This window comes from Williamsia sp. (assembly GCF_016462415.1).
GTDB lineage: Bacteria > Actinomycetota > Actinomycetes > Mycobacteriales > Mycobacteriaceae > Williamsia_A.
In genome coordinates this window covers 1-22,510 of record NZ_JAEMTF010000014.1, presented here as the reverse complement: position 1 = coordinate 22,510, position 22,510 = coordinate 1, and the positions used below count along the sequence as shown (strand labels likewise).

Here is a 22,510-nt window from a genome sequence, read left to right as displayed (position 1 = left end):
GATCAGCAGGACGAGTTGTGCACCGCGCGGACCAGGGCCGGATCCGCGCCGGTCTTGGGATTCTTCGGGTCGGCCGAGCGCAGCGACTCGAGTGCGGCCTGAGCGTCCTGGGACTGCTCCTTGCTGGTGAAACCGGTGCCGAGCACCAGGTCGACGACCGCTCCGCTGCGGCCGTCGTCGATGAGTTCGGCGCACGGCTCGGCCAGCCAGAGGGCGGCGGCCGCGGCGCGACTGGCCTGCCCGAATCGGATCTGTCCCACGCACGCGAGGTTCTGGTCGTAGATCGTGTCGTCGGCGTACGGGGTGTCGGTGGCGGGGGTGAACCCCTGCGAGGTGAGGTCGTCGAGCACCGTTCGTGCCTGTCCCCGCTGGGCGGACGCGTTGAGCACACGTACCTGGAAGGTGGACAGTGCCCCGGGGGCCACGTCGATCAGGTCGGCCGAGGGAACGGTCGTCAGCGACGGGGCGGCTGCCGCGGAGGTGGGGGCACCCGCGGACTCCGAGGGCGCGGCGGACGGCGCGGGCGGCTGGTTGCAGGACGTGTTCACCGACGACGAGTCGCCGTCGGCGAGCGCGCTCGCCCAGATGATGATCCCCAGGACGAGCAGCACGATCGTCGCGATGGCGAACGGTATGTAACGGCGACGCCGGAACGGCCGTCCGTGATCGTCGGTGGGGAATCCGGTGGTGATCTGCGAAACCACGGGTCTGACATCCTTCCGGAGGGTCGGCCGCGCCCGCGACGTCGTCGTGGCCGACCACGTCGTGTCGGCACCTTCCGGGGCAGCGCATCACACTCTAAACGCCGACCGCGCATGATCACCCTGCGACTCGCTGTTGACCCTGGGAATCCATTGCGCTACGCTTCGCCCGCTCCCCGGGTTCCAGCCACAGAAACACGGTTTCGCCGGGTGTGGCAGACATCACTGAAGTTCCGCTCCGCACGGGCAACAAATTGCCCATAACCGTCGTTGTGTTGGGGCAGAGCGGCCGACTCGAAGAAACCGGGTCGACGGCAGTGATGGCGCCGTCGGACACCAAGTGAGATGTCCGGGCGGCAGCGCTAGTCGGAAGTATTGAAGTTAAGGCGGAAACCCCATGGCAACTGATTACGACGCCCCACGTCGCACCGAGACCGAGGACCTCAGCGAGGACTCGCTCGAGGAACTGAAGGCACGTCGCAGCGAGGCGCAGGCCGCGTCCGTCGACGTCGACGAAGCCGACACCGCCGAGTCGTTCGAACTCCCGGGAGCAGACCTCTCCGGCGAAGAACTCTCGGTGCGTGTCGTCCCCAAGCAGGCCGACGAGTTCACCTGTACGAGTTGTTTTCTCGTGTACCACCGCAGCCGTCTGGCTCGGGAGAACGGCAACTCGCGCATCTGCGTCGACTGCGCCTGACACACATATCGGTGATGCGCCGATCCGCCCTCGGGCGGGTCGGCGCATCGTCGTTTCACGGCAACGTTGCGGCTCAGGCCTCGTCGGTCGCCGCGGCGTCGGTCATGCCGAGCGCGGCGATCAGCTCTCCGGGGCGGCGCGTGCTGACCAACCAGTACGGCGTCGGATCGTCCGGGTCGTCGAGGACGAGCAGGACCATCGTCTTGACCCACGCGCGGTGCATCATGAACGCCGCCGGGTCGAGCTGACGTCCCAACGCCGAACTCTTGGCCGTCGCCGGGATGGTGGCCGCCCGGGTGATCACCGTCGCCGGTAGATGCGCCTTGTGCGCGAAGAGTTCCCCGTCGGTGCTCACCCGGATCTGCGCCCGTCCCATCGACCACAACATCCACGCGCCCAGCAGGGCCAGGATCACGTAGACGACGGGGCTCCACGACACCTTGTGCAGCGACAGTTGCAGCTCGTACCCGAAGACGCCGACGACGACGGCCGCGGCCAGCCACCACCACCACGGGACGCGCAGACGTTCGCTGAAACGGTCGGTGACCGGCGGGGAATTCCTCGCGTCGGTCGATGAGAACGAAGCCACCGCTCCAGCGTAGTCTGCGTTCGTGGCAGTCGATGTGCAGGTGGGGACGGTCGCGTTCAGGCGACTCGATCCCACGATCCCCGCTCCCGTACGCGCCCATCCCGGTGATGCAGGCGTCGATCTGTGTAGCGCGATCGACACCGTCCTGGCCCCGGGCGCACGCGTGCTGGTGCCCACGGGCATCGCGATCGCGCTCCCGGTGGGGACGGTCGGGCTGATCCATCCCCGCTCGGGTCTCGCGGCCCGCGCGGGTCTGTCCATCGTCAACACACCGGGCACCGTGGACGCCGGATACCGCGGCGAGATCAAGGTGTGCCTGATCAATCTCGACCCGGGCGAGCCGATCTCGATCGCCCGCGGCGACCGGATCGCACAGCTGCTCGTGCAGCGGGTCGAGCTACCGGAATTCGTCGAAGTGGACTCACTCGACGAGACCAGCAGGGGAGCAGGCGGTTACGGTTCCAGCGGCGGACATGCGCTGCTGTCGGACACCGACCGACCCGCCCCGGACGAAGAAGGCTGAGGAGATATGGCCGCGCGACGCGGATCCCGTTCCAAGGACACCACCGACGTCGACCCCGCCACGGGTCCGGATTCCGGACCCGCCGAGATCGGCGCCGGTCGCGGTCCGTACGACATCGAGGACCTGGCGTCCGAGATCGACCTGGGCAACTCGCACCTCGATCTGGGGTCGGTTCTCGTCCCGGTGGTCGAGGGCGGCCAGGTGACCGTGGAGATGACCGCCGACCACCAACCGCAGGCGGTCTACCTCGTCACACCGCACGGACGTATCAGCGTCGCCGCGTTCGCGGCACCGCGGTCACCGGGCATGTGGCGTGAGGTCGTGGGCGAGCTCGTCGAGTCGTTGCAGACCGAGGGCGCGCAGACCGCGATCGAGGACGGTCACTGGGGCCGCGAGGTGGTCGCCGCCGTCCCCGGCGCGGTACACCGGTTCATCGGTGTCGACGGGCCGCGCTGGATGGTCCGTTGCGTGTGCAGCGGCCCGCCCGAACTCGCCGACGACCTGGCCCCGGTCGCGCGTGCGGTGCTGAGCGAGTCGGTCGTACGGCGCGGGTCGGATCCACACCCACCGCGCGACGCGTTGCCGGTCATCCTGCCGCCGGTGTTGGCCGAGCAGGTCGCCGCCGCCCAGGAACACATGGCCACCGAGGGCGCCGAGCCGGGCGCGGCCACGGTGGACGCCGTCGAGGAGTCGACACCCGCCGACGAGCTGGTCATCGACTCGCTGACCGAGGGGGAGGGCGCGCGGGAGCAGATCGCCCGCGCCCAGGTGATCGCCGAGCCCGATCCGGACGCCGACCCTGTCGCCGAGGTCGAACCGGAACCCGAACCCGAGCCCGAGCCGGCCCGTCGCTCGTCGGGATCGGCTCTGCAACGCCTGCGTCGCCGTCAGGGTCGCTGAGACCGCGACGGACTCTGCGCGCCGATCGCCGCGAGCCACCCGCGGACGCATTCGCGTCCGAGGATCGCGGCGTCGGCGCCCCACTGCTCGAGGGTGACCGACCGCAGGACCGCCTGCGGTGCGCACTCGGCCCAGCGTCGGGCGACGGCGATCGGGTGCACCGGGTCGTCCACCGCCGCGGTGATGATCAACGGGACCCGCAGTGCTGCCACCCGGTCGCGGGTCGGGATCGGCAGGACGGCGGCCTCGTCGAGATGTGCGCGCAGCACGGGCCCGATGGCCGACCACGACCGACTAAGTTCCGCGCCGAGCCACGCCGGGCTGCCCGCGACCATGGCCGCGATCGCACCCTCGAGGCCGAGGCGGTCGATGAGCTCGGCGGTGTACCGCGCGCTGTGCGACGCCGGTGCATCGTGGGCGGAGCCGAGCCACGGTGGCAACGCCGCGAACACGCCGACACACCGCTCGTCGTCCACGGCCCAGTCCAGTGCCACGCACGCCCCGATCGACACGCCGCCGACCAGGAGGTGTCGGTGCTGCGCGGCAGCGGCGTCGAGCGCCCTCCGGTATCCCACCTCGATGCCGTCGGCCGAGGGGTCCACCGCGATCAACTCGAGCCCGAGTGCCCGCGCGGCCGGCGTGAAGGCCCGCCGGGCGTAGTCGGCGTCCGATCCGGTTCCCGGCAGCGCGACCAGGGCAGATGGCCTCGGTGAGACGGTCGCGAATTCGGTGTCGGAGTCGGTCATACCGCGATACTGCCCCGCAGGTGGTGGGTTGCGCGGACGGGGGTTACGCTGGCGCAAGAGGGGCAGAGCAGCCCCAGTGCCGCAGGCACCGAAAGGGTGGAGATGACCGCAGCCGGATACCTCAAACGCCTCACCAAGAGGCTCACCGAGGATCTCGAGCAGCTCGACGCCGAGAAGATCTCCGAGGAGTCGCAGGCGACCGGAGCCCAACGCGCGTGTGACTGCGCGCGTGGTGAAGAGGTCAGCATGCTCGGCGAGCTCCGCTCCGTCCAGACCTGCTCGAAGGCAGCCAAGACCGGTGTGGTCGCCGAGTTCTTCGACGGCACCGATGTGGTGAACCTGAAGTGGATCGGCCGCAATCGCATCCCGGGCATCGAGCCCGGCCGCAAGCTCACCGTCCGCGGTCGGCTGGGCGAGAAGGACGGCGCGAAGGTGATCTACAACCCGTACTACGAGCTCCTCGGTGACGACTGACCCCGAGTCCGACCCGACGGTGACGGAAGAGGTCGAACGGGTCGCCCCGACCCTGCTCGAGCAGATGGGCGGCATCGCCGGTCTGATCTACTCGACGGTCCCCATCGTCGTCTTCGTCACGGTCAACTCGATCTTCGACCTCACCCCGGCCATCGTCGCGGCCGTTGCCGTCGCCGTCGCCGTCCTCGCGTTCCGACTGCTGCGTCGCGAACCGATCCAGCCGGCGGTATCCGGGCTGTTCGGTGTCGCCATCTGTGTGTTCATCGCCCACCGCACCGGCGACGCCAAGGGTTTCTTCCTGTTCGGGATCTGGACGTCAGTGCTGTACGCCGGGGTGTTCGTGCTGTCCATCGTGGTGCGCTGGCCGTTGGTCGGTGTCATCTGGAACGTGGTGAACGCCAACGGAACCGCCTGGCGCAAACACCGTCGGACGCTGATCGCATACGACATCGCGACCGCCATCTGGGCCGCCCTGTTCGGGGTGCGATATCTGGTCCAGTCGTTTCTCTACGACTCCGACCAGACCGGTCTGCTCGCCGCGGCGCGTATCGGGATGGGGTGGCCGTTGACCGCTCTGGCCGCCCTGGCAACGGTGCTACTGGTGCGCCGGGCCGAACGCATCGAGGAGTCGGTGCTCGACACCGAGGCCGACACCGATTCCGAGCCGACCGGCGAGATCGCCTCTAGAGATTGAGGATCGCCTCGCGGAGTGCCTCCTCGACCTCCGCGGGTGCGATGAAGACGAGCTCGTCGCCGCCCTCCACCGGATCGTCGGACTGCGGCACGATCACCCGTCCACCCCGCAGGATCGCCACCAGCGCGGCGTCGCGCGGCAGATCCAGTTTGCGTACCGGTTTCCCGGCGAACGCCGTGTTCGGCGGCAGGGTCATCTCGACCAGGTTGGCCTGACCCTGCCGAAACGTCATCAGCCGCACCAGATCACCCACCGACACCGCCTCCTCGACCAGGGAGGCGAGGATGCGCGGGGTGGACACCGCGACGTCGACACCCCATGCCTCGTCGAAGAGCCACTCGTTGCGGGGGTCGTTCACGCGGGCGACGACACGGCCCACGGCGAACTCGGTCTTGGCCAGCAGGCTGACGACGAGATTCGCCTTGTCGTCGCCGGTCGCGGCGACCATCACGTCGTAGGTCTGCAACTGGGCCTGTTCGAGATTGTCGAGCTCACACGCATCGGCGTTGACCCAACTCGCACCCGGCACGGCCGAGGAGTCGATGTGGTCGAGCTGACGCTCGAGAAGCATCACCTCGTGGGAGTTGCTGAGCAGTTCGCGGGCGATCGACCGCCCGACCGCGCCGGCACCGGCGATGGCCACCTTCATCGACGTGTTCCCTCGGTTGAGACGGTGCCGCCCACGGACGGGCGGATCGGCCGGGCGCGAGCCACCCGGTGGTCGGAGATGTTCACTGGCCGCCGTCCCGCTGCGCGCCGGCGATCGCCGCGGCGTTCTCCCGGTTGTCACGCAGCACCGCGACGAAGACGTTGTCGTCCTGCTGCAGCACCGTGCGGGGCTCGGGCAGGAGCGCATTGCCGAGTCGGTTGATGAAGGCCACACGAGCTCCGGTCTCCTCCTGGAAGGCCTTGACCGTCTGGCCGACCCAGGACTCGTGGAACGCCATCAGGGTGACCACCACCGACCCCGAGGGGTCCTTCCACGCCGTGGCGGGACTGCCCTCGCCGAGCGCGGCGACGAACCGCTGTGTGGTCCAGGGGACGGTGGCGACGGTCGGGATGCCCAGACGTTCGTAGACCGCGGCGCGTTTCGCGTCGTAGATCCGGGCGACGACCTTCTCGACACCGAAGGTCTCCCGTGCCACGCGGGCGGCGATGATGTTCGAGTTGTCGCCGGATGACACCGCGGCGAACGCATCGGCCTCGGCGATCCCTGCCGACCGGAGGATGTCCTGGTCGAAGCCCACTCCGCGCACGGTGGTGCCGCGGAAACCGGGACCGAGGCGACGGAACGCCGACTCGTCTCGATCGACGACGGCGATCGAATGTCCCTTGTCCTCGAGGGCGAGGGCCAGCGACGAACCGACGCGGCCGCACCCCATGATCACAACCCGCACCTGCGGCCTCCTCGGTAGGCGCTCGGACCTGCGCATCGAACCGTACCGCCCCGCGTCGCCCGGGGACCCACCACGCCCTATGGTTGCCACGTGTCCCGAATGTCGAAGGTGTCCGTCGCAACGAAGCGGATGGTTCTGGGTACCCCGTTTCGCAGCGACAAACTCGGACACACACTGCTGCCGAAGCGCATCGCGCTGCCGGTGTTCGCCTCGGACGCGATGTCCTCGGTGGCCTACGCCCCGCAGGAGATCTTCCTGGTCCTCTCGGTCGCGGGCCTCTCGGCGTACACCTACACACCCTGGATCGGTCTCGCCGTCGCGGTGGTGATGGTCGTCGTGGTCGCCAGCTACCGGCAGAACGTGCACGCCTACCCCTCCGGCGGTGGTGACTACGAGGTCGCCACGGTCAACCTGGGGCCTCGCGCCGGTCTGACCGTCGGCAGCGCCCTGCTCGTGGACTACATTCTCACCGTTGCGGTCTCGATCTCCTCGGCAGCGGAGAACATCGGTTCGGCGATCCCGTTCGTGGAGCAGCACCGGGTGTTGTTCTGTATCGCGGCCATCGTGTTGATCACCAGCATCAACCTGCGCGGTATCCGTGAATCGGGGACCGCGTTCGCCATCCCCACCTACGCGTTCATCGCGGGCATGGTGATCATGCTGATCTGGGGTTTCATCCAGATCTTCATCCTGGGCACCGACGTCTCCTCCGACACCGCCGATTTCGGCGTGAAGGCCGAGAACAGCCATCTCGTCGGGATCGCCTTCGTCTTCCTGATCGCGCGGGCCTTCTCGTCCGGATGTGCGGCGCTGACCGGTGTCGAGGCCATCAGCAACGGCGTCCCCGCGTTCGAGAAGCCCAAGTCGCGCAACGCCGCGACGACGTTGCTGCTGCTCGGCGGGATCGCGGTCGTGCTGCTGATGGGGATCATCGTGCTCGCCCAGAAGATCGGCGCGAAGTACGTGGAGAACCCGGCCAAGGATCTGACCGGTGCGCCGGCCGACTACCAGCAGAAGTCGCTCGTGGCGCAGCTCGCGCACGCCGTGTTCCGCGACTTCACCCCCGGCTTCTACTTCATCACCATCGTCACCGCACTCATCCTCGTGCTCGCCGCGAACACCGCGTTCAACGGCTTCCCGGTCCTCGGTTCGGTGTTGGCGCAGGACCGCTACCTGCCGCGCCAGCTGCACACCCGCGGCGACCGGCTGGCGTTCAGCAACGGCATCCTGTTCCTGGCCATCGCCGCGATCGTCTTCGTCGCCGCCTTCGGTGCACAGGTCACCGCCCTGATCCAGCTCTACATCGTCGGTGTGTTCGTGTCGTTCACCCTGAGCCAGATCGGCATGGTCCGGCACTGGACGAGACATCTGCGCACCGAGACCGACCCGAGCGCGCGCAACCGCATGCAGCGGTCGCGGGTCATCAACTCGATCGGCCTGCTGATGACCGGCACGGTCCTGATCATCGTGCTCATCACCAAGTTCCTGGCCGGGGCATGGATCGCGATCGTCACGATGGTCGCCATCTACGTCCTGATGCAGCTCATCCACCGGCATTACGCGTCGGTGCAGACCGAACTCGACAACACCGACTTCGAGACGATCCTGCCCAGTCGTACGCATTCGGTGGTCCTGGTGTCCAAGCTGCACCTGCCCACCAAGCGGGCGCTGGCCTACGCGCGGGCGACCCGCCCGGACAACCTCGAGGCGATCACGGTCAACGTCGACGACCGCGACACCCGCCGCCTGGTCGCCGAGTGGGAGGGCAGCGACATCTCCATCCCGCTCAAGGTGATCGCGTCGCCGTACCGCGAGATCACCCGCCCGGTCATCGACTACGTGCGTCGCCTGCGGCGGGAGTCGCCCCGCGACGTCATCACCGTGTTCATCCCGGAGTACGTCGTCGGTCACTGGTGGGAGCAGATCCTGCACAACCAGTCGGCGCTACGACTCAAGGGACGGTTGCTGTTCGAGCCGGGAGTGATGGTGACCTCGGTTCCGTGGCAGCTCAGTTCATCGGACCGGCGCAAGAACCGCGATCGCGTCTACAACGCCCCGGGTGACACCCGCCGCGGCATGGTCCCCGGTGACCGACCCTCCGGTCCGGCCGACTCGTGAGCGATCAACGGCCCGCGACGACGGTCACCGTCGGGGACCGGTTCGAGATCGACGGCCTGCGCGCGGCACACGGCGGTGTGGTCGTCGGACGCCATGACGGCCGTGCGGTGTTCGTGCGCAACGCGCTGCCGGACGAACGAGTGCTCGTCGAGGTCACCGACGCCCGCAAGCCGTCGTTCTGCCACGCCCGGGTCATCGAGATCCTCGACCCCTCACCCCATCGGATCGACCCGCTGTGTCCGGCCGCGGCGGCGGGGGCGGGGTGCTGTGATCTCTCCTTCGTCGACGACACCCACGCTCGCACGATGAAGAGCCTCGTGATCAGTGATCTGCTCGAGAGGGTCGGCGGGTTCGAGGCCGGGCAGTTCGAGGTCCCGGTCCGCTCGCTCGGGGCGCCCACCGGGTGGCGCACCCGGGTACGGATGGGCGTCGACGCCACCGGTACCCCCGGCATGCACGTACACGCCTCCGACGCGATCGTCGTCGGTGTCGACTGCGCGCAACCCGTCGACGGTCTGCTCGCCGACCTCACCGCGCACCGATACCGTCCCGGATCCGAGCTCGTCGTGGTGCGCGATGACGACGGAGCCCGCCACCTCACCGAGATCACCTCGGAGGGGCCACCCGAGCCGTCGGATCGACGGACCCGCGACCGGCAGGGACGCCGACGCAGCAACCGGTCCTACAGCGGTGACCGCGGGCGTGCCCAACGCTCGCGTGCCGCCCGACCCCGCAGCGTGGAGACGGTGATCGCCGGCGATGCGATGGCCGTGCACCGCGTCGACGACCGACGCTGGGACCTCCCGGTCACCGCGTTCTGGCAGGCCCACCGCGAGGCACCGTCCCGCTACGGCGCCACGATCGTGTCGATGGCGCAGGCCTACGCCCCGTCCGCACGCGTGGCCTGGGATCTCTACGGCGGTGTCGGGGTCTTCGCCGGTCAACTCGTCGACTCGGTCGACGGTCTCGATCGCGTGCTCGTCGTCGAGGCCGACACGGCCGCGGTGGCCGCAGCCGAGGCCACGTTCGCCGGCGACCACCGGGTGCGGATCGTCCGGGCACCCGTCGCCGATGCCGTCGACACCCTCGACGCGCCCGACATCGTCGTCGTCGACCCGCCGCGTGCGGGCGCCGGGGCGGGGGTCGTCGGCGCGATCTGTGCCGCGGAGCCGCGCCTCGTCGTCCACATCGGATGCGACGCCGCCACCTTTGCCCGCGACCTCGGCACCTACCGCGATCTCGGGTACCGACCGGCCGAGATCGAGGGATTCGACGCTTTCCCGATGACGCACCACGTCGAGGCGATCGCGGCACTCGTCCCGACCCGGTGAACTCCGCCACGGTGGGCCACGACACGTGACGACGGCGCCGCAGGCCCCCCGGCTTTCCGTAGACTGGCCGAACGCACGTGGAAGGAGCGTCGATGGGTGTGTTGGATCGGATCGGTTCGCCGCAGGACCTCAAGGACCTGTCGGCCGCTGAGTGCGTCGATCTGGCCGGCGAGATCCGCGCGTTCCTCATCGACAAGGTCGCGGCCACCGGGGGACACCTGGGTCCGAACCTCGGCGTGGTCGAGCTCACGCTCGCGATCCATCGGATCTTCGACTCCCCGTCCGACGCAGTCATCTTCGACACCGGCCACCAGTCGTACGTACACAAGATCGTCACCGGCCGCCGCGACCAGTTCGACACGCTGCGCCAGCGCGGCGGTCTGACCGGCTACCAGGAGCGTGCCGAGAGCGAGCACGACTGGGTCGAGTCGTCGCACGCGTCGGCGTCGCTGTCCTACGCCGACGGACTCTCGAAGGCCTTCGAGCTCCGCGACGAGCAGCGTCACGTCGTCGCCGTGGTCGGCGACGGGGCGCTCACCGGTGGCATGTGTTGGGAGGCGCTGAACAACATCGCCGCCGGCGACCGCCCGCTGATCGTCGTGGTCAACGACAACGGGCGTTCGTACGCGCCGACGATCGGCGGCCTCGCCAGTCACCTGGCCGGACTCCGACTGCAGCCGGGCTACGAGAAACTCCTCGACGACGGTCGCCGCATGCTCACCGGTGTGCCCATGGTCGGATCGCTCGCCTACGCGGTACTGCACAGCATGAAGAGCGGCATCAAGGACTTCCTCGCCCCGCAGGCCATGTTCACCGACCTCGGCGTGAAGTACGTCGGACCCGTCGACGGCCACGACCTCGAGGCGCTCGAAACCGCTCTCGCGCACGCAAAGTCGTTCGGCGGACCGGTGATCGTGCACACCGTGACCCGCAAGGGCATGGGATACGCACCCGCCGAGGCCGACGTGGCCGACCAGATGCACGCCATCGGTATCAGCGACCCGCTCACCGGGCGTGCCACCAGCGTGCCGCCCCAGGACTGGACGTCGGTGTTCTCCGCCGCCCTGCTCGAGGCCGGTGCACGCCGCGACGACATCGTCGCGATCACCGCGGCGATGGCCGGCCCCACCGGCCTCGCGCCGTTCGGCGAGCGTTTCCCGGATCGTCTGTTCGACGTCGGCATCGCCGAGCAACACGCGCTCACGTCCGCCGCGGGTCTGGCCCTGGGTGGGATGCATCCCGTCGTCGCCATCTACTCGACATTCCTCAACCGCGCCTTCGACCAGTTGCTGATGGACGTCGCGCTGCTGAAGCAGCCGGTGACCCTGGTCCTCGACCGCGCGGGCGTCACCGGTCCGGACGGCCCGAGTCATCACGGCATGTGGGACCTGTCGCTCATGGCGCTCGTTCCAGGGCTCCGGGTCGCCGCACCCCGCGACGCGGTCCGGTTGCGCGAAGAACTCGGCGAGGCGCTCGACACCGACACCGGTCCGACCGCCCTGCGATACTCCAAAGGCGCTGTGCCCGAAGACATCCGCTCCGTGGAACGGCTCTCCGACGGGACCGATGTCCTCTACCGCTCCTCTCCGCAGGCCTCCGACGTCCTCATCGTCGGCGTCGGTGCGTTCTGCGCGTTGGCCGTCGACACCGCCGAACGCCTGGCGCGGCAGGGGATCGAGTCCACGGTCATCGACCCGCGTTGGGTGCTCCCGGTGGCCGACTCGATCGTCGAGATCGCCCGGACGCACCGACTGGTCGTCACCGTGGAGGACAGCGGCGTGCACGGCGGCGTCGGATCGGCCATCGGCGACCGGTTGCGCGGCGCCGGTCTCGACGTCCCGGTGCACAACCTCGGGATCGCGCAGGAGTTCCTGACCCACGGCAGTCGGGGTGAGTTGCTCGGCGATCTGGGACTGACGGCGCAGGACATCGCCCGGACCATCACCTCGACGGTGTCGACGATGCAGTCGTCGTCCCCGGTCGACGACGTGACCGACCCCCAAACGCCCGATCCCCGGTCCACCGACGCCCGGTCCACTGAGCGCCGCCGCGCCGAACAGCAGTAGCCGCTCAGGCCTCGGCCGCGGGTTCGTCCGCCTCGGGTGGGGTGGTGAACGCGGTGAGGAGCAGCGGCGCGCACAGATCCCGCTGCCACGGTCGGGCCCCACCCTGCGCGAGTCGCTCATCGATCGCCTCGATCGTGACCGGCTCGGCCACCCCGTCCCAGCAGATCTGCCTCAGCAGATCGGGTTGGAGCAGATTCTCCACGGGGGTACCCACGCGCTCCGATGTCGCCGCGAGCGCGGTTCTCGCAGCCGAGAGGCGTTGCGCCGCCTCGGGATTGCGTCCCGCCCACCGGTTGACCGCAGGCAGGCCCACGCCGCCGGCCGAGCGCGGTGGGAGTTCGGAATCGGGGAGGCGACGGGCACGCTCGAGCGCGTCGAGCCAGCGTCGGGCCTGACGGCGTTGTCGGTGCCCGCCGAACACCGGGAGCGCGGTCAGTTCGTCGACGGAGCGCGGGGCGGCGAGCGCCGCGGCGACGATCGCCGAATCCGGCAGCACCCGTCCCGGCGCGATGTCACGGGTGACGGCAATTTCTTCACGCGCGGTCCACAATTCGCGAACCGCGGCCAGCGCGCGCGTCGACTTCACCGTGTGCAGCGACGAGGTGCGCCGCCAGCGATCCACCCGTGGTGCGGGGTCGGGCTTGGTCCGCACGTGGTCGAACTCCTGCGCCGCCCACGTGTCCTTGCCCGTCGCGACGAGCTCGGCGGCCACCGCGTCGCGCAGTTCCACCAGCACCTCGACGTCGAGAGCGGCGTAGTTCAACCAGTCATCGGGCAGCGGCCGACGAGACCAGTCGGCGGCACCGTGCCCCTTGGCCAGTCCGAGCCCGAGGTGGTGGGCGACCATCGCCGCCAGATTGACCCGGGGGATGCCGAGCAGGCGCCCGCCGAGTTCGGTGTCGAACAGGTCGGCACACACGAACCCGAGTTCGCGCAGACACGGTAGGTCCTGGTCGGCGGCGTGCAGGACCCATTGCGGGCCGTCGAGCGCCGCGATCACCGGGCCGAGGGCGTCGGGATGGTCGATCGGGTCGATCAACAACGATCCGGTCCCGCGACGGCGGATCTGGATCAGGTAGGCCCGACCGGAGTAGCGGAATCCGGAGGCGCGCTCGGTGTCGAGGGCGATCGGCCCCTCACCGCCGGCGAGGCGGGCGCCAGCGTCGGCGAACTCCGCCGGTGTGCTGAGCACGGGCGGGACACCGTCGGCCGGTTCGGTGAGCGGGGTGATCTCGGGTTCGTCGACCACGGGGGAGTCCACGGACTCGTCCTCGGGTGTGGGGACGTCGGGGGGACCGGATTCGGTCATCGGGTGCCTTGTCTACGGGGCGGTGGTGCCGACGCCGAGGTTGGTGACCCCGGTCGGCGGAAGCCCCGCTGCGGACGACAGGACCTCACAGAACGCCTCGACATGACCGGCGAGGGCGATCCCGGTGGCCGTCCACGACGCGCGGAGTTCGAGCTGATGCGCACGGGGCGGACCGGAGATGTCGCCGTACCGGACCGAGGTGGTCGACGTGACGGTACCTCCGAGCGCGGTGATCTCGGTGTCGGCGAGGGCCTCGGACAGCCAGCTCCAGGCCACCTCGGGAAGCAGGGGATCGGTGGCGAGTGCAGCCTCGACCTCGGCCTGGACGAAGGCGACCAGGCGCATCGTCCCGTTCCAGGCCTCGTGGCCGTCCGGGTCGTGCAGCAGGATCAGCCGTCCGAAGGCGCTGCCCTCGGAGTCGGTGGGCACCTCGCCGTCGGGTTCGGGCTGGCGCACCTCGGCGCCGAGTGCGTGGCTGTAGGGGGCCAGGCGCTGCGGCGGTCGGATGCTGCCGACCTCGATCTCCGGACGGATACGGGCCTGGTGCATCGAGTCGACAGCGCTACGGAAATCGACAGGCTCCGCGCAAGCCCCGGGTGAGGTCACACGAGCGACCGTAGGCGGCCCGGGTGGCCGGAGGTAGGAGGCGCGCCGCAGCCGTGGCAGCATTGGCACCGTGATGACCCAGCTCCGGAAGCCGTTGATCGCCGCCGCGACCGGAGAGCGACCCAGCCGTCGCCCCGTGTGGTTCATGAGGCAGGCGGGACGCTCGTTGCCCGAGTACCGGGAGATCCGCGCCGGCCGCGGGATGCTGGAGTCCTGCTTCGACCCCGAACTGGTCGCCGAGATCACGATGCAGCCGGTCCGCAGGCACGACGTGGACGCGGCCATCCTCTTCTCCGACATCGTCGTGCCGCTCAAGGCCGCGGGCATCGACCTCGACATCGTCACCGGCACCGGCCCGGTCATCGCCTCCCCGGTCCGCGATCGCGCCGCGGTACGCGCGCTACCGCGGCTGGTCCCCGCGGCGGTGGGGTCCATCGGCCACGCGATCGGCGCGATCCGCGAGCAGCTCGACGACGAGACCGCGTTGATCGGATTCGCCGGGGCACCCTTCACGCTTGCGTCCTACCTCGTCGAGGGCGGCCCGAGCCGCAACTACGAGCGCACCAAGGCACTGATGCACGGTGAGCCCGACACGTGGCATGAGTTGGTGGGCAAGCTCGCCGACATCACGATCACCTTCCTGCGTGTCCAGCTCGAGGCCGGGGTCGACGCGGTGCAGCTGTTCGACTCCTGGGCGGGGATGTTGTCGCTGGCCGACTACGAGCATTTCGTGGCCCCCCACAGCCGGCGGGTGCTGGCCGAGGTCGCCGACTTCGGTCGCCCCCGTATCCACTTCGGGGTCGGGACCGGTGAGCTCCTGCACGCCATGGGCGACGTCGGCGCCGATGTGGTCGGCGTCGACTGGCGGATCCCGCTCGACGAGGCCGGTCGCCGCGTCGGAGGGGGCAAGGCGTTGCAGGGCAATCTCGATCCCGCGATGCTCGCCGCCTCCTGGGACACCGTCGCCGCGTCGGTGCGCCGCATCGTCGCCGAGGGGGATCGGGCGGTGGCCGCCGGTGCCGGCGGGCACATCTTCAACCTCGGCCACGGCGTCCTGCCCGCCACCGATCCCGACGTGCTGACCAAGATCGTCGAGCTGGTCCACTCGCTGTGAACCGCGTGACGCGATGACCGATACCGATCCGCGCGTCGCGGTGATCGGCGGCGGGGTGTCCGGTCTGGTCGCCGCCCTACGCCTCCGACAGCGTCTGGGGCCAGAGGCCGTGATCGACGTGTACGAGGCGTCGCCCTCGCCCGGCGGGTTGCTCGCGTCCCAGCTCCTCGACGGTCAGCTCCTCGATTCCGGCGCCGAGTCGTTCATCGTGCGCAGACCGGAGGCGGTCGCTCTCATCGAGGAGCTGGGTCTGACCGATCACGTGGTCACGCCCACCACCCGTCGGCCCGCGGTGCTCGCCGGCGGTCGCCTGCATCCGCTGCCCCGGCCCACCCTCATGGGTGTCCCCGCCGACGTGTCGGCGGTGGCCGAGCTGATCGTCCCGGCCGACCGGGAGCGGATGCTCGGTGAGGCCACGCGCGGTCTGGACTGGTCCTCGGACGGCGATGTCTCGATCGGAGACCTCGTCGCCGACCGTTTCGGTCGCTCGGTCGTCGACCGCAGTGTCGATCCCATGCTGTCGGGGGTGTACTCCAGCCGGTCGGACGACATCGGCCTGCGTGCGGCGCTGCCGCAGTTGGCCGCCCGCCTCGACGCGGGTGCCGACAGCCTCGGCGCCGCGGTCACCTCGCTGCTGCCGCCGTCGTCGAGCGCACCGGTGTTCGGGGCGTTGGACGGGGGATACCGGCTCCTCGTCGACCGACTGGTCGAGACCTCCGGCGCCCGTCTGCATCTCGATCATCCGGTCGGCGCTCTCATCCCCGATGGCCACGGGTGGACGATCGACGAGGTGGGCTACGACGCCGTGATCGTCGCGCTGCCCGCGCCGGCGGCGGCGGAGCTGCTCGCGGTCGGCGCGCCCGCCCTCGCCGCACCACTGCGACGCATCGAGACCGCCAGCTCGGCCCTGGTCCTGCTGGCCGTCGCACCCGGTGTCGACCTGCCCGACCATTCCGGTGTGCTCGTGGCCACCGGCGAGGCGACGACGGCAAAGGCCATCACCCTGTCGTCGCGCAAGTGGTCGCACCTGTCCGCCGGGCCCGGACTCGTGCGGGCGTCCTTCGGGCGGTTCGGTGACCCCGTGGACGACACATCCGACCGGGATCTCATCGACGCCGCGATCACCGATCTGGGCACGATCGTCGAACTGAGCGGCTCCGGACCCGCGGTGACGTCGCGCGATGTGATCGACGCAGCCGTCCAGCGCTGGCCGGTCGGGCTGCCACGCTACGCACCGGGGCACCGCGACCTCGTCGCCGAGGTGGCCGCACACCGCCCGGCGGGCCTGGCCCTGTGCGGTTCGGCCTACGACGGGGTCGGCGTGCCGGCCTGCATCGCCCGTGCGGGGGTCGCCGTCGAACAGGTGGTGACCGATCTCGCGGTGGCGGGCGCGGGCCCCGGTGGCACGATGGAGCCATGACCCGCCTCGACTACGCCGAACTCAACTCCACGGTCCGCTATCTCATGTTCTCGGTCTTCTCGGTCCGCCCCGGGGAGCTCCCGGAGCACCGCGACGAGCTGATCGCCGACACCCGCACGTTCTTCGAGAAGCTCGAGACCACCGGTGTCGTCGTCCGCGGTCTCTACGACGTCGCCGGTCTACGGGCCGACGCCGACTTCATGATCTGGTGGCACGCCACCGACGTCGAGGACCTACAGCGCGCATACGCCGACTTCCGTCGCACCACCGCGCTCGGACGCGCGAGCAACGCCGTCTGGAGCAACGTCGCGCTGCACCGGCCCGCCGAGTTCAACAAGAGCCATCTGCCTGCGTTCATCACCGGCGAGGAACCGGGTCGGTACATCTGCGTCTACCCGTTCGTGCGCTCCTACGAGTGGTACCTGCTGCCCGACGCGGATCGCCGAAAGATGCTCGCCGACCACGGCATGGCCGCCCGTGAGTACAAGGACGTCCGCGCCAACACCGTCTCGTCGTTCGCCCTCGGCGACTACGAGTGGCTGCTGGCGTTCGAGGCGCCGGAGCTGCACCGCATCGTCGACCTCATGCGCGATCTGCGCGCCACCGAAGCGCGGATGCACGTGCGCGAGGAGACCCCGTTCTTCACGGGTCCACGCGTCGACGTCGAGCAGTTGGTCAGCGCGCTGCCCTGAGCGCGTTTCGACGAGCGCTCACCGACGCCGAAGGCGTGATGAGCGCCCCTGGACGAGCCGACAGGGGGAGCCGGGTCAGGCCTCTTCGAGGCGCATCGACACCGAGTTGATGCAGTACCGCAGGTCGGTGGGGGTGTCGTAGCCCTCACCCTCGAAGACATGTCCGAGGTGGCTGCCGCAGTTCGCGCAGAGCACCTCGGTGCGCTTCATGCCCATCGAGCGGTCGACCTTCTCGATGATGGCCTCGCCAGCCAGCGGGCTGAAGAACGACGGCCAACCGCAGTGCGATTCGAACTTCTGGTCGCTGCGGAACAGCTCTGCGTCGCACGCCCGGCAGCGGTAGACACCGGTGGTCGTGGTGTCGGTGTACTCGCCGACGAACGGCGCCTCGGTACCCGCCTGCCGCAGCACGCGGTACTCCTCGGGGGTGAGCTTCTCGCGCCACTGCTCGTCGGTCAGTTCGATCCCGGTGGGGCCTGCATTGGACTCGGTAGTCATACCTCTACGGTAGCGCGATCGCGTCGGAGGTCGAGGTGACGGAAGAGCAGGACGCAGAACACCACGATCATCAACAGCGACCAGCCCCAGGTCACCTTGTTGTACTCCAGGGCACGACCGAACGCCGCCCAGCGCGTCGAATAGAAAGCGTCGAACGTCATGCAGCCGTACACGCCGAGCCATGCGGGCCAGTTGCGCATCACCGACCCGGGACGCACCACGGTCATCAGGAGCGGGAAGAGCATCATCGAGTAGTAGCCCTGGCCGAGTCCGAGCACGAGGAACGACGTGCCGAGCAGGACACCCGACGACGTCGCCATCCACAGCAGCTCGTCGGTCCTGCGGTAGTGCTTGTAGAGGAACCACAGGCTGAACACGGCCATCAGCACGAAGGCGATGCGGAGCACGTAGATCAGCCACGACTGCACCCCGAAGTAGGCACCGTTGCCCGCGATCGAGCTGTTGTAGTAGTCGCGCGCCTCGGTCAGGTACGGAACGGTCCGCTTGACGAACGACATCGGGTCGACGCTGATCGGCCACGCCAGGGCGGTCAGCACCAGCGGGACACCGACGGCCCCGACGAACACCTTCCACTGACGGTTCAGAAGCGGCAGCAGGAGCAGTACCGCGAGCACGGGCTTGACCGCGAACGTGATGCCCAGCGGGACACCGGCCCACAGATCCCGTCGGCGCAGGGCCAGCAGCATGAACGCCAGCTCGCCGAGCAACACGAACGAGTTGAAGTTGGTGAAGATCAGCGTGTGCGCGACCGTCTCGGTGCTGAAGAAGAAGAACAGCACGGCAGGGAAGGCCACCGACGACACCGCGTAACCGAACAGCTTGACCAGCAACCACGCCGAGACGATCAGTGCGACGACCGAGACCGCGATGAACAACCAGCGGGCTCGCTCGGGGTCGATGTAGGCGAACGGTGCCATGAGCAGCGTCCCCGACGGCGGGTACAGGTAGTGCGGGTCGACGGTGTTGTAGTTCTCGGCGTACACCGGCTGATCGCGCAGGAACCGCAGGGCGGCGTTGTAGACCGGGGTGAAGTCATCGGTCCGATCGCCGTTGACCCCGAGGATGATCGACCGCTGGATGATCAGGAGTACGGAGATCGGCCACAGGACCACGGACGCGATCCGCGGTACGTCCATGGTCGGGAACAGACGTCTGTCGGCAACCGGCACCCGCGAACCGTACTACGGCCCGCGCCCGATCTGCCCGCGGCACCCCGAGGACTAGGAGGGGCAGGCGCCGGTGTCCGGCACGGTGCCGGTGTTCGCGTAGCGCCCGACGATGTCGGCCGCGCAGTCGGAATGGGCGGCGACCGAGTAGCCCAGGCCATCCCAGGTGACGGTGCTCGAGGTCCCCCTGGCGGCGAGGACGAGCGGCTCGACCGCGCCGACGCCGGTCGCGCCGTTGATCGTGTCGGTGCCGCCGTTGAGCACGAGCACGGCGACGTCGAAACCGGCGGGTCGCGGCGCGGCCGGGCCGGCCGGCCACCCGTTGCAGCGCAGTAGTGACAGCGCGGTGTCGGCGCCGGTGAGTGGGTACTGCTGGGTCCACGAGGTCACCAGGTCGCCGATCTCGTTCTGGCCCACAGGTTGCGACGTGTCGTTGCAGCGGGACAGCAGTTGCCCGTCGCCACCGCGGATCGCCCGGGCGCGAGCGACCGCCGCGGTGAGCGGGGCGACGTCACCGGTGACGGCGGACTGCAGCAGCGACGCCACCCGGAACACGGTCGCCGCGCGGTCGGAGGTCGTCAGCGCCAACTCGGTGGTCAGCGCGCTCAGCACGTCGGCGTCGGAGAGTGTTGCGAGCTGCCCCCGCGCGGCCTGCTGGATCAGGCCGTTGATGGCTCTGCGTGGGTCGGACCCCAGCGCGCAGCGCGCGGCGGCGCAGACGGTCGCGAACTGGGCCAGCGCCGCGTCGGTTCCCGCGGCGAGCTGCTGCCCGCGTGCCCGGGCCGAGGTGAGGTAGGGGGTCGGGGTGTCGAGGATGATGCGTCCCACACGGTTGCGGTAGAGCCCCGAGTAGGCGAGCGCGACATCGGACCCGGACCCGACGCCGAGCAGCCCGATCCGGTCGACCTTCCAGATCGTGCGGAGCCGTTCGATGTCGCTCGCGGCGTTCGCGGCGGTGAACGCCACCTGGTACGGACTGATCGTCTCCGAACACCCGTCGGCGGCCTCGGCGGCGGTGGATATCAGTCGTTGCTGTCGGGCCGCGGTGCCGCCGGCGACGTCGCTGCTGTCGAAACCGTTGTCCAGCAGCGAATTGCGCTCGCGGACGGTCAGGCAGTCCAGCGGGGAACTCTCACCGATCCCGCGGCGGTCGACGGCGACGATCGGGTGGTCGGCGAGCAGCGAGCGGCCGGGGGCGGAGGCGAGCAGCATGGCGGTGAGCGCCGACGGCATGTCGGTGCCGGAGGTGAGGACCAGGGGTGCGGCCGCGGCGGGGGTCGCGGCCAGGCGGACGCGGACGGCGGAGACGACGACGGAGTCGACGGTGGCGACGCCGGGGGTGATGCTCGACTGGTACTCGGCGCAGTCGACCAGCACACCCGCGGGTACGGCGGGCAGACCGAAGCGTGCGGTGACCGGACTCGCGCACGGTTTCCACGCCAGGTCGGCGTTCGGCGCGGTCAGTTGCGGTGGTGGGGGAGGTCCTGCACTCGACGCCGGTCCGTTGCCGTCGTTGCCGTTGTCGATGACCAGCTCCGGACCGGTGTCGGGGCCGACGGCACACCCGGCGGCCAGCGCCACGACCACCGACAGCGCGCACAGCAGTCGAACCGGCAAGACAGAGCGCATGCCGCGAGCCTAGTGGCTCGTTCGGAGGTGCCGGTGTGGGTGCGTGCGCACTAGGCGCGAACCCACCTGGTGAACAGGTAGCCCTCGTCGTCGGCGAGCACGTGCGCCCGGCGCATCTGTCGGGTCGGCGCGCCGTCGGGACCGTGCGTGATGCGGCCGGACGAGCCGCCGACGATGGCGGGGCCGATCGTGACGCACAGCTCGTCGACCAGGTCGTCGGCGTACAGGTTCGCCAGCAGCCCCGGCCCGCCCTCGCACAGCACCCGGAGGCGACCCCGCTCGGCCAGTGCGGACAGCACACGCGGGAGCTCGACCTCGGTCTCACCGCAGTCGACGAGCGTCGCCCCGGCGTCGAGCAGTCGGCGACGGTTGTCCTCGGGAGCCGACGCGCAGGTCATGATCACGGTGGTGGGGGCGGCGACGCTGGCCTGGTCCGGGTCGATGCTCAGCGAGCCCGACACCATCGCCAGCCGGGGCGCGGTGTCGGCGTCGGAATCTCCGCGGATGGGTCCGTAGTCCTCGCCGATGACGGTGCCCGACCCGACCAGCACCACATCGCACAGGTCACGGAGGAGTTCGAAGATCTCGTGGTCGCCGTCGCCTCCGAGAGCACCCGACACCCCGCCCACCATGGCGGCACCGTCGAGGGACGTCACCATGTTGGCGCGTACGTGACATCTGCCGTCGAGGTCCGAGGCCGGCGGATGGGCGTAGAGGTCGGTCAGCCTCGCGCGGTCGACTGTGAGCTGGGTCGCTTTATCCAAGAGGTACACGAGATCATTCTTACGGCGTCGCTACTGTCGGGACATGACGGCACGGTTGAGCGATCGCACTCCCCAGGTGCCGCCCGAGGCTCTGGTCGACGAGATGGTCCCGCCCTCGATGTTCGACGAGGTGAGCTTCGAGAGCTACATCCCCGACCCGAACGAACCGAGTCAGTCTGCGGCGGTCGACGCCGGGCGCGAGTTCGTCACCAAGGCGCGCAAGGCGCGCGAGGGCAAACGCAGCATGCTCGGCAAGCGCAGCCCGAGCCAGGGCGTCGGCATCTACCTCGACGGCGGTTTCGGTGTCGGCAAGACCCACCTGCTCGCCTCGATCTACCACCTCATGCCCGAGCCGAAGGCGTTCGCGACGTTCGTCGAGGTGACCCACGTCGTCGGGGCGCTCGGGTTCACCGCATCGGTCGAGCGACTGTCGAAGCACAGCGTCATCTGCATCGACGAGTTCGAACTCGACGATCCCGGCGACACCATGCTCGTGTCACGACTTCTGACCGAGCTCACCGCGCAGGGAGTGTCGATCGCGGCCACGTCGAACACGCTGCCCGGGCAGCTCGGTGAGGGTCGTTTCGCCGCGCAGGACTTCCTGCGCGAGATCCGAAAGCTCTCCGGTGTGTTCGAGACCATCCGGGTCGACGGTCCCGACTACCGCCACCGAGATCTCCCGCCTGCGCCCGACCCGGCCTCCGACGAGGAGTTGCGCGCCCTGGCAGAGAAGACCGAGGGTGCGACCCTCGACGACTTCGACGAGCTGTGCGCCCATCTCGCCAAGCTGCACCCGTCCAAGTACAAGGCACTCGTCGACGGGGTGACCCTGGTGTGTGTGTCGAACGTGCACCCGGCGTCGGACCAGACCGTCGCGCTGCGGATGGTCGTCCTGGCCGACCGGCTCTACGACGCGGGTATCCCGCTGATGGTCTCCGGATGCAAACTCGACGAGATCTTCACCGAGGAGATGCTGGCCGGCGGCTACCGCAAGAAGTACCTGCGCGCGACGTCGCGGCTGCTGGCGCTGTCCCGCTTCGCCGAGAAGGCCACCT

At 69.5% G+C, this 22,510-nt stretch carries 23 protein-coding genes; 12 read left to right on the top strand and 11 right to left on the bottom strand.

Annotated features, from left to right (window positions below):
- Positions 1-2: 2 nt before the first annotated feature.
- Positions 3-704, bottom strand: coding sequence for an envelope integrity protein Cei (gene cei, locus JHC79_RS05715; protein ID WP_296389201.1), 702 nt, complete (start codon positions 702-704; stop codon positions 3-5).
- A 394-nt stretch (positions 705-1,098) separates the two neighbouring features.
- On the opposite strand from cei, the gene JHC79_RS05710 reads away from it, so the two are divergent.
- Positions 1,099-1,398, top strand: coding sequence for a DUF4193 domain-containing protein (locus JHC79_RS05710; protein ID WP_188492388.1), 300 nt, complete (start codon positions 1,099-1,101; stop codon positions 1,396-1,398).
- 73 nt (positions 1,399-1,471) lie between these two features.
- On the opposite strand, the gene JHC79_RS05705 is transcribed toward JHC79_RS05710, so the two are convergent.
- Positions 1,472-1,987: a DUF3093 domain-containing protein gene (locus JHC79_RS05705; protein ID WP_296389200.1), complete on the bottom strand. Its 516-nt coding sequence runs from the start codon at positions 1,985-1,987 to the stop codon at positions 1,472-1,474.
- A gap of 22 nt (positions 1,988-2,009) precedes the next feature.
- Here JHC79_RS05705 and dut point away from each other — a divergent pair, with 22 nt between their 5' ends.
- Both dut and JHC79_RS05695 read left to right on the top strand, forming a co-directional pair.
- On the top strand, positions 2,010-2,510 hold the full coding sequence (gene dut, locus JHC79_RS05700; RefSeq protein ID WP_296389199.1) for a dUTP diphosphatase: 501 nt from the start codon (positions 2,010-2,012) through the stop codon (positions 2,508-2,510).
- 6 nt (positions 2,511-2,516) lie between these two features.
- Positions 2,517-3,410, top strand: a complete 894-nt coding sequence (locus JHC79_RS05695; RefSeq protein ID WP_296389197.1) for a DUF3710 domain-containing protein — start codon at positions 2,517-2,519, stop codon at positions 3,408-3,410.
- Here JHC79_RS05695 and JHC79_RS05690 read toward each other — a convergent pair.
- Positions 3,398-4,156, bottom strand: coding sequence for an alpha/beta hydrolase (locus JHC79_RS05690; RefSeq protein WP_296389195.1), 759 nt, complete (start codon positions 4,154-4,156; stop codon positions 3,398-3,400). The genes JHC79_RS05695 and JHC79_RS05690 overlap by 13 nt on opposite strands.
- Positions 4,157-4,258: 102 nt before the next feature.
- On the opposite strand from JHC79_RS05690, the gene JHC79_RS05685 reads away from it, so the two are divergent.
- Both JHC79_RS05685 and JHC79_RS05680 read left to right on the top strand, forming a co-directional pair.
- Entirely contained in the window at positions 4,259-4,630 is a 372-nt protein-coding gene (locus tag JHC79_RS05685) for an OB-fold nucleic acid binding domain-containing protein (protein WP_188492396.1), read from the top strand.
- Positions 4,631-4,694: 64 nt separating this feature from the next.
- The gene (locus JHC79_RS05680; protein WP_296389241.1) at positions 4,695-5,324 is read left to right on the top strand and encodes a DUF3159 domain-containing protein; all 630 of its coding nucleotides are present in this window, start codon (positions 4,695-4,697) and stop codon (positions 5,322-5,324) included.
- Here JHC79_RS05680 and JHC79_RS05675 read toward each other — a convergent pair.
- Both JHC79_RS05675 and JHC79_RS05670 read right to left on the bottom strand, forming a co-directional pair.
- Entirely contained in the window at positions 5,314-5,973 is a 660-nt protein-coding gene (locus tag JHC79_RS05675) for a TrkA family potassium uptake protein (protein WP_253663341.1), read from the bottom strand. The genes JHC79_RS05680 and JHC79_RS05675 overlap by 11 nt on opposite strands.
- A gap of 82 nt (positions 5,974-6,055) precedes the next feature.
- The gene (locus JHC79_RS05670; RefSeq protein ID WP_296389189.1) at positions 6,056-6,721 is read right to left on the bottom strand and encodes a TrkA family potassium uptake protein; all 666 of its coding nucleotides are present in this window, start codon (positions 6,719-6,721) and stop codon (positions 6,056-6,058) included.
- Between the two features lie 90 nt (positions 6,722-6,811).
- Here JHC79_RS05670 and JHC79_RS05665 point away from each other — a divergent pair, with 90 nt between their 5' ends.
- From JHC79_RS05665 to dxs, 3 genes are all read left to right on the top strand, one after another.
- Complete coding sequence (locus JHC79_RS05665; protein ID WP_296389187.1) at positions 6,812-8,839, top strand: APC family permease; 2,028 nt, start codon at positions 6,812-6,814, stop codon at positions 8,837-8,839.
- Positions 8,836-10,170 (top strand): TRAM domain-containing protein, encoded by a 1,335-nt coding sequence (locus JHC79_RS05660; protein WP_296389185.1) that lies wholly within the window; start codon positions 8,836-8,838, stop codon positions 10,168-10,170. Before JHC79_RS05665 ends, JHC79_RS05660 begins: the two co-directional genes overlap by 4 nt.
- Before the next feature lie 92 nt (positions 10,171-10,262).
- Complete coding sequence (gene dxs / locus JHC79_RS05655) at positions 10,263-12,236, top strand: 1-deoxy-D-xylulose-5-phosphate synthase (RefSeq protein WP_296389183.1); 1,974 nt, start codon at positions 10,263-10,265, stop codon at positions 12,234-12,236.
- Between the two features lie 4 nt (positions 12,237-12,240).
- Here the strand turns inward: dxs and JHC79_RS05650 are convergent, their stop codons facing one another.
- Positions 12,241-13,545, bottom strand: coding sequence for a ribonuclease D (locus tag JHC79_RS05650; protein ID WP_296389182.1), 1,305 nt, complete (start codon positions 13,543-13,545; stop codon positions 12,241-12,243).
- Positions 13,546-13,557: 12 nt separating this feature from the next.
- A complete protein-coding gene (locus JHC79_RS05645; RefSeq protein WP_296389181.1) occupies positions 13,558-14,151 on the bottom strand; it encodes a DUF3000 domain-containing protein in 594 nt (197 codons plus the stop codon).
- A 73-nt stretch (positions 14,152-14,224) separates the two neighbouring features.
- Here JHC79_RS05645 and hemE point away from each other — a divergent pair, with 73 nt between their 5' ends.
- The 3 genes from hemE to hemQ are packed head-to-tail and all read left to right on the top strand — an operon-like array spanning position 14,225 to position 17,377.
- Positions 14,225-15,265 (top strand): uroporphyrinogen decarboxylase, encoded by a 1,041-nt coding sequence (gene hemE / locus JHC79_RS05640; RefSeq protein ID WP_296389180.1) that lies wholly within the window; start codon positions 14,225-14,227, stop codon positions 15,263-15,265.
- Positions 15,266-15,278: 13 nt separating this feature from the next.
- Positions 15,279-16,685 carry an FAD-dependent oxidoreductase gene (locus JHC79_RS05635; protein ID WP_296389178.1) on the top strand — a complete coding sequence of 469 codons (1,407 nt, stop codon included), beginning with the start codon at positions 15,279-15,281 and terminating at the stop codon, positions 16,683-16,685.
- Positions 16,682-17,377 carry a hydrogen peroxide-dependent heme synthase gene (gene hemQ, locus JHC79_RS05630; RefSeq protein ID WP_296389176.1) on the top strand — a complete coding sequence of 232 codons (696 nt, stop codon included), beginning with the start codon at positions 16,682-16,684 and terminating at the stop codon, positions 17,375-17,377. The genes JHC79_RS05635 and hemQ overlap by 4 nt, the downstream gene beginning before the upstream one ends.
- Positions 17,378-17,452: 75 nt before the next feature.
- Here hemQ and msrB read toward each other — a convergent pair whose 3' ends face one another.
- The 4 genes from msrB to JHC79_RS05610 are packed head-to-tail and all read right to left on the bottom strand — an operon-like array spanning position 17,453 to position 21,464.
- The gene (msrB, locus tag JHC79_RS05625) at positions 17,453-17,875 is read right to left on the bottom strand and encodes a peptide-methionine (R)-S-oxide reductase MsrB (protein WP_296389174.1); all 423 of its coding nucleotides are present in this window, start codon (positions 17,873-17,875) and stop codon (positions 17,453-17,455) included.
- Positions 17,872-19,065, bottom strand: a complete 1,194-nt coding sequence (locus JHC79_RS05620) for a glycosyltransferase family 87 protein (RefSeq protein ID WP_296389172.1) — start codon at positions 19,063-19,065, stop codon at positions 17,872-17,874. The genes msrB and JHC79_RS05620 overlap by 4 nt, the downstream gene beginning before the upstream one ends.
- Positions 19,066-19,116: 51 nt before the next feature.
- Positions 19,117-20,691: an alpha/beta hydrolase gene (locus tag JHC79_RS05615; RefSeq protein ID WP_296389170.1), complete on the bottom strand. Its 1,575-nt coding sequence runs from the start codon at positions 20,689-20,691 to the stop codon at positions 19,117-19,119.
- A gap of 50 nt (positions 20,692-20,741) precedes the next feature.
- A complete protein-coding gene (locus tag JHC79_RS05610) occupies positions 20,742-21,464 on the bottom strand; it encodes a pyrimidine reductase family protein (RefSeq protein WP_296389168.1) in 723 nt (240 codons plus the stop codon).
- 34 nt (positions 21,465-21,498) lie between these two features.
- On the opposite strand from JHC79_RS05610, the gene zapE reads away from it, so the two are divergent.
- Positions 21,499-22,510 (top strand): cell division protein ZapE (zapE, locus tag JHC79_RS05605; protein ID WP_296389167.1); only part of this gene is annotated, 1,012 nt, incomplete at its 3' end.

Coding starts and splice junctions, on each gene's coding strand:
- hemQ (WP_296389176.1), top strand. CDS start 16,682: ATGACCCGCCTCGACTACGCCGAACTCAACTCCACGGTCCGCTATCTC.
- dxs (WP_296389183.1), top strand. CDS start 10,263: ATGGGTGTGTTGGATCGGATCGGTTCGCCGCAGGACCTCAAGGACCTG.
- JHC79_RS05635 (WP_296389178.1), top strand. CDS start 15,279: ATGACCGATACCGATCCGCGCGTCGCGGTGATCGGCGGCGGGGTGTCC.
- JHC79_RS05680 (WP_296389241.1), top strand. CDS start 4,695: ATGGGCGGCATCGCCGGTCTGATCTACTCGACGGTCCCCATCGTCGTC.
- JHC79_RS05695 (WP_296389197.1), top strand. CDS start 2,517: ATGGCCGCGCGACGCGGATCCCGTTCCAAGGACACCACCGACGTCGAC.
- JHC79_RS05615 (WP_296389170.1), bottom strand. CDS start 20,691: ATGCGCTCTGTCTTGCCGGTTCGACTGCTGTGCGCGCTGTCGGTGGTC.
- JHC79_RS05685 (WP_188492396.1), top strand. CDS start 4,259: ATGACCGCAGCCGGATACCTCAAACGCCTCACCAAGAGGCTCACCGAG.
- hemE (WP_296389180.1), top strand. CDS start 14,225: ATGACCCAGCTCCGGAAGCCGTTGATCGCCGCCGCGACCGGAGAGCGA.
- JHC79_RS05690 (WP_296389195.1), bottom strand. CDS start 4,156: ATGACCGACTCCGACACCGAATTCGCGACCGTCTCACCGAGGCCATCT.
- JHC79_RS05650 (WP_296389182.1), bottom strand. CDS start 13,545: ATGACCGAATCCGGTCCCCCCGACGTCCCCACACCCGAGGACGAGTCC.
- msrB (WP_296389174.1), bottom strand. CDS start 17,875: ATGACTACCGAGTCCAATGCAGGCCCCACCGGGATCGAACTGACCGAC.
- JHC79_RS05710 (WP_188492388.1), top strand. CDS start 1,099: ATGGCAACTGATTACGACGCCCCACGTCGCACCGAGACCGAGGACCTC.
- JHC79_RS05675 (WP_253663341.1), bottom strand. CDS start 5,973: ATGAAGGTGGCCATCGCCGGTGCCGGCGCGGTCGGGCGGTCGATCGCC.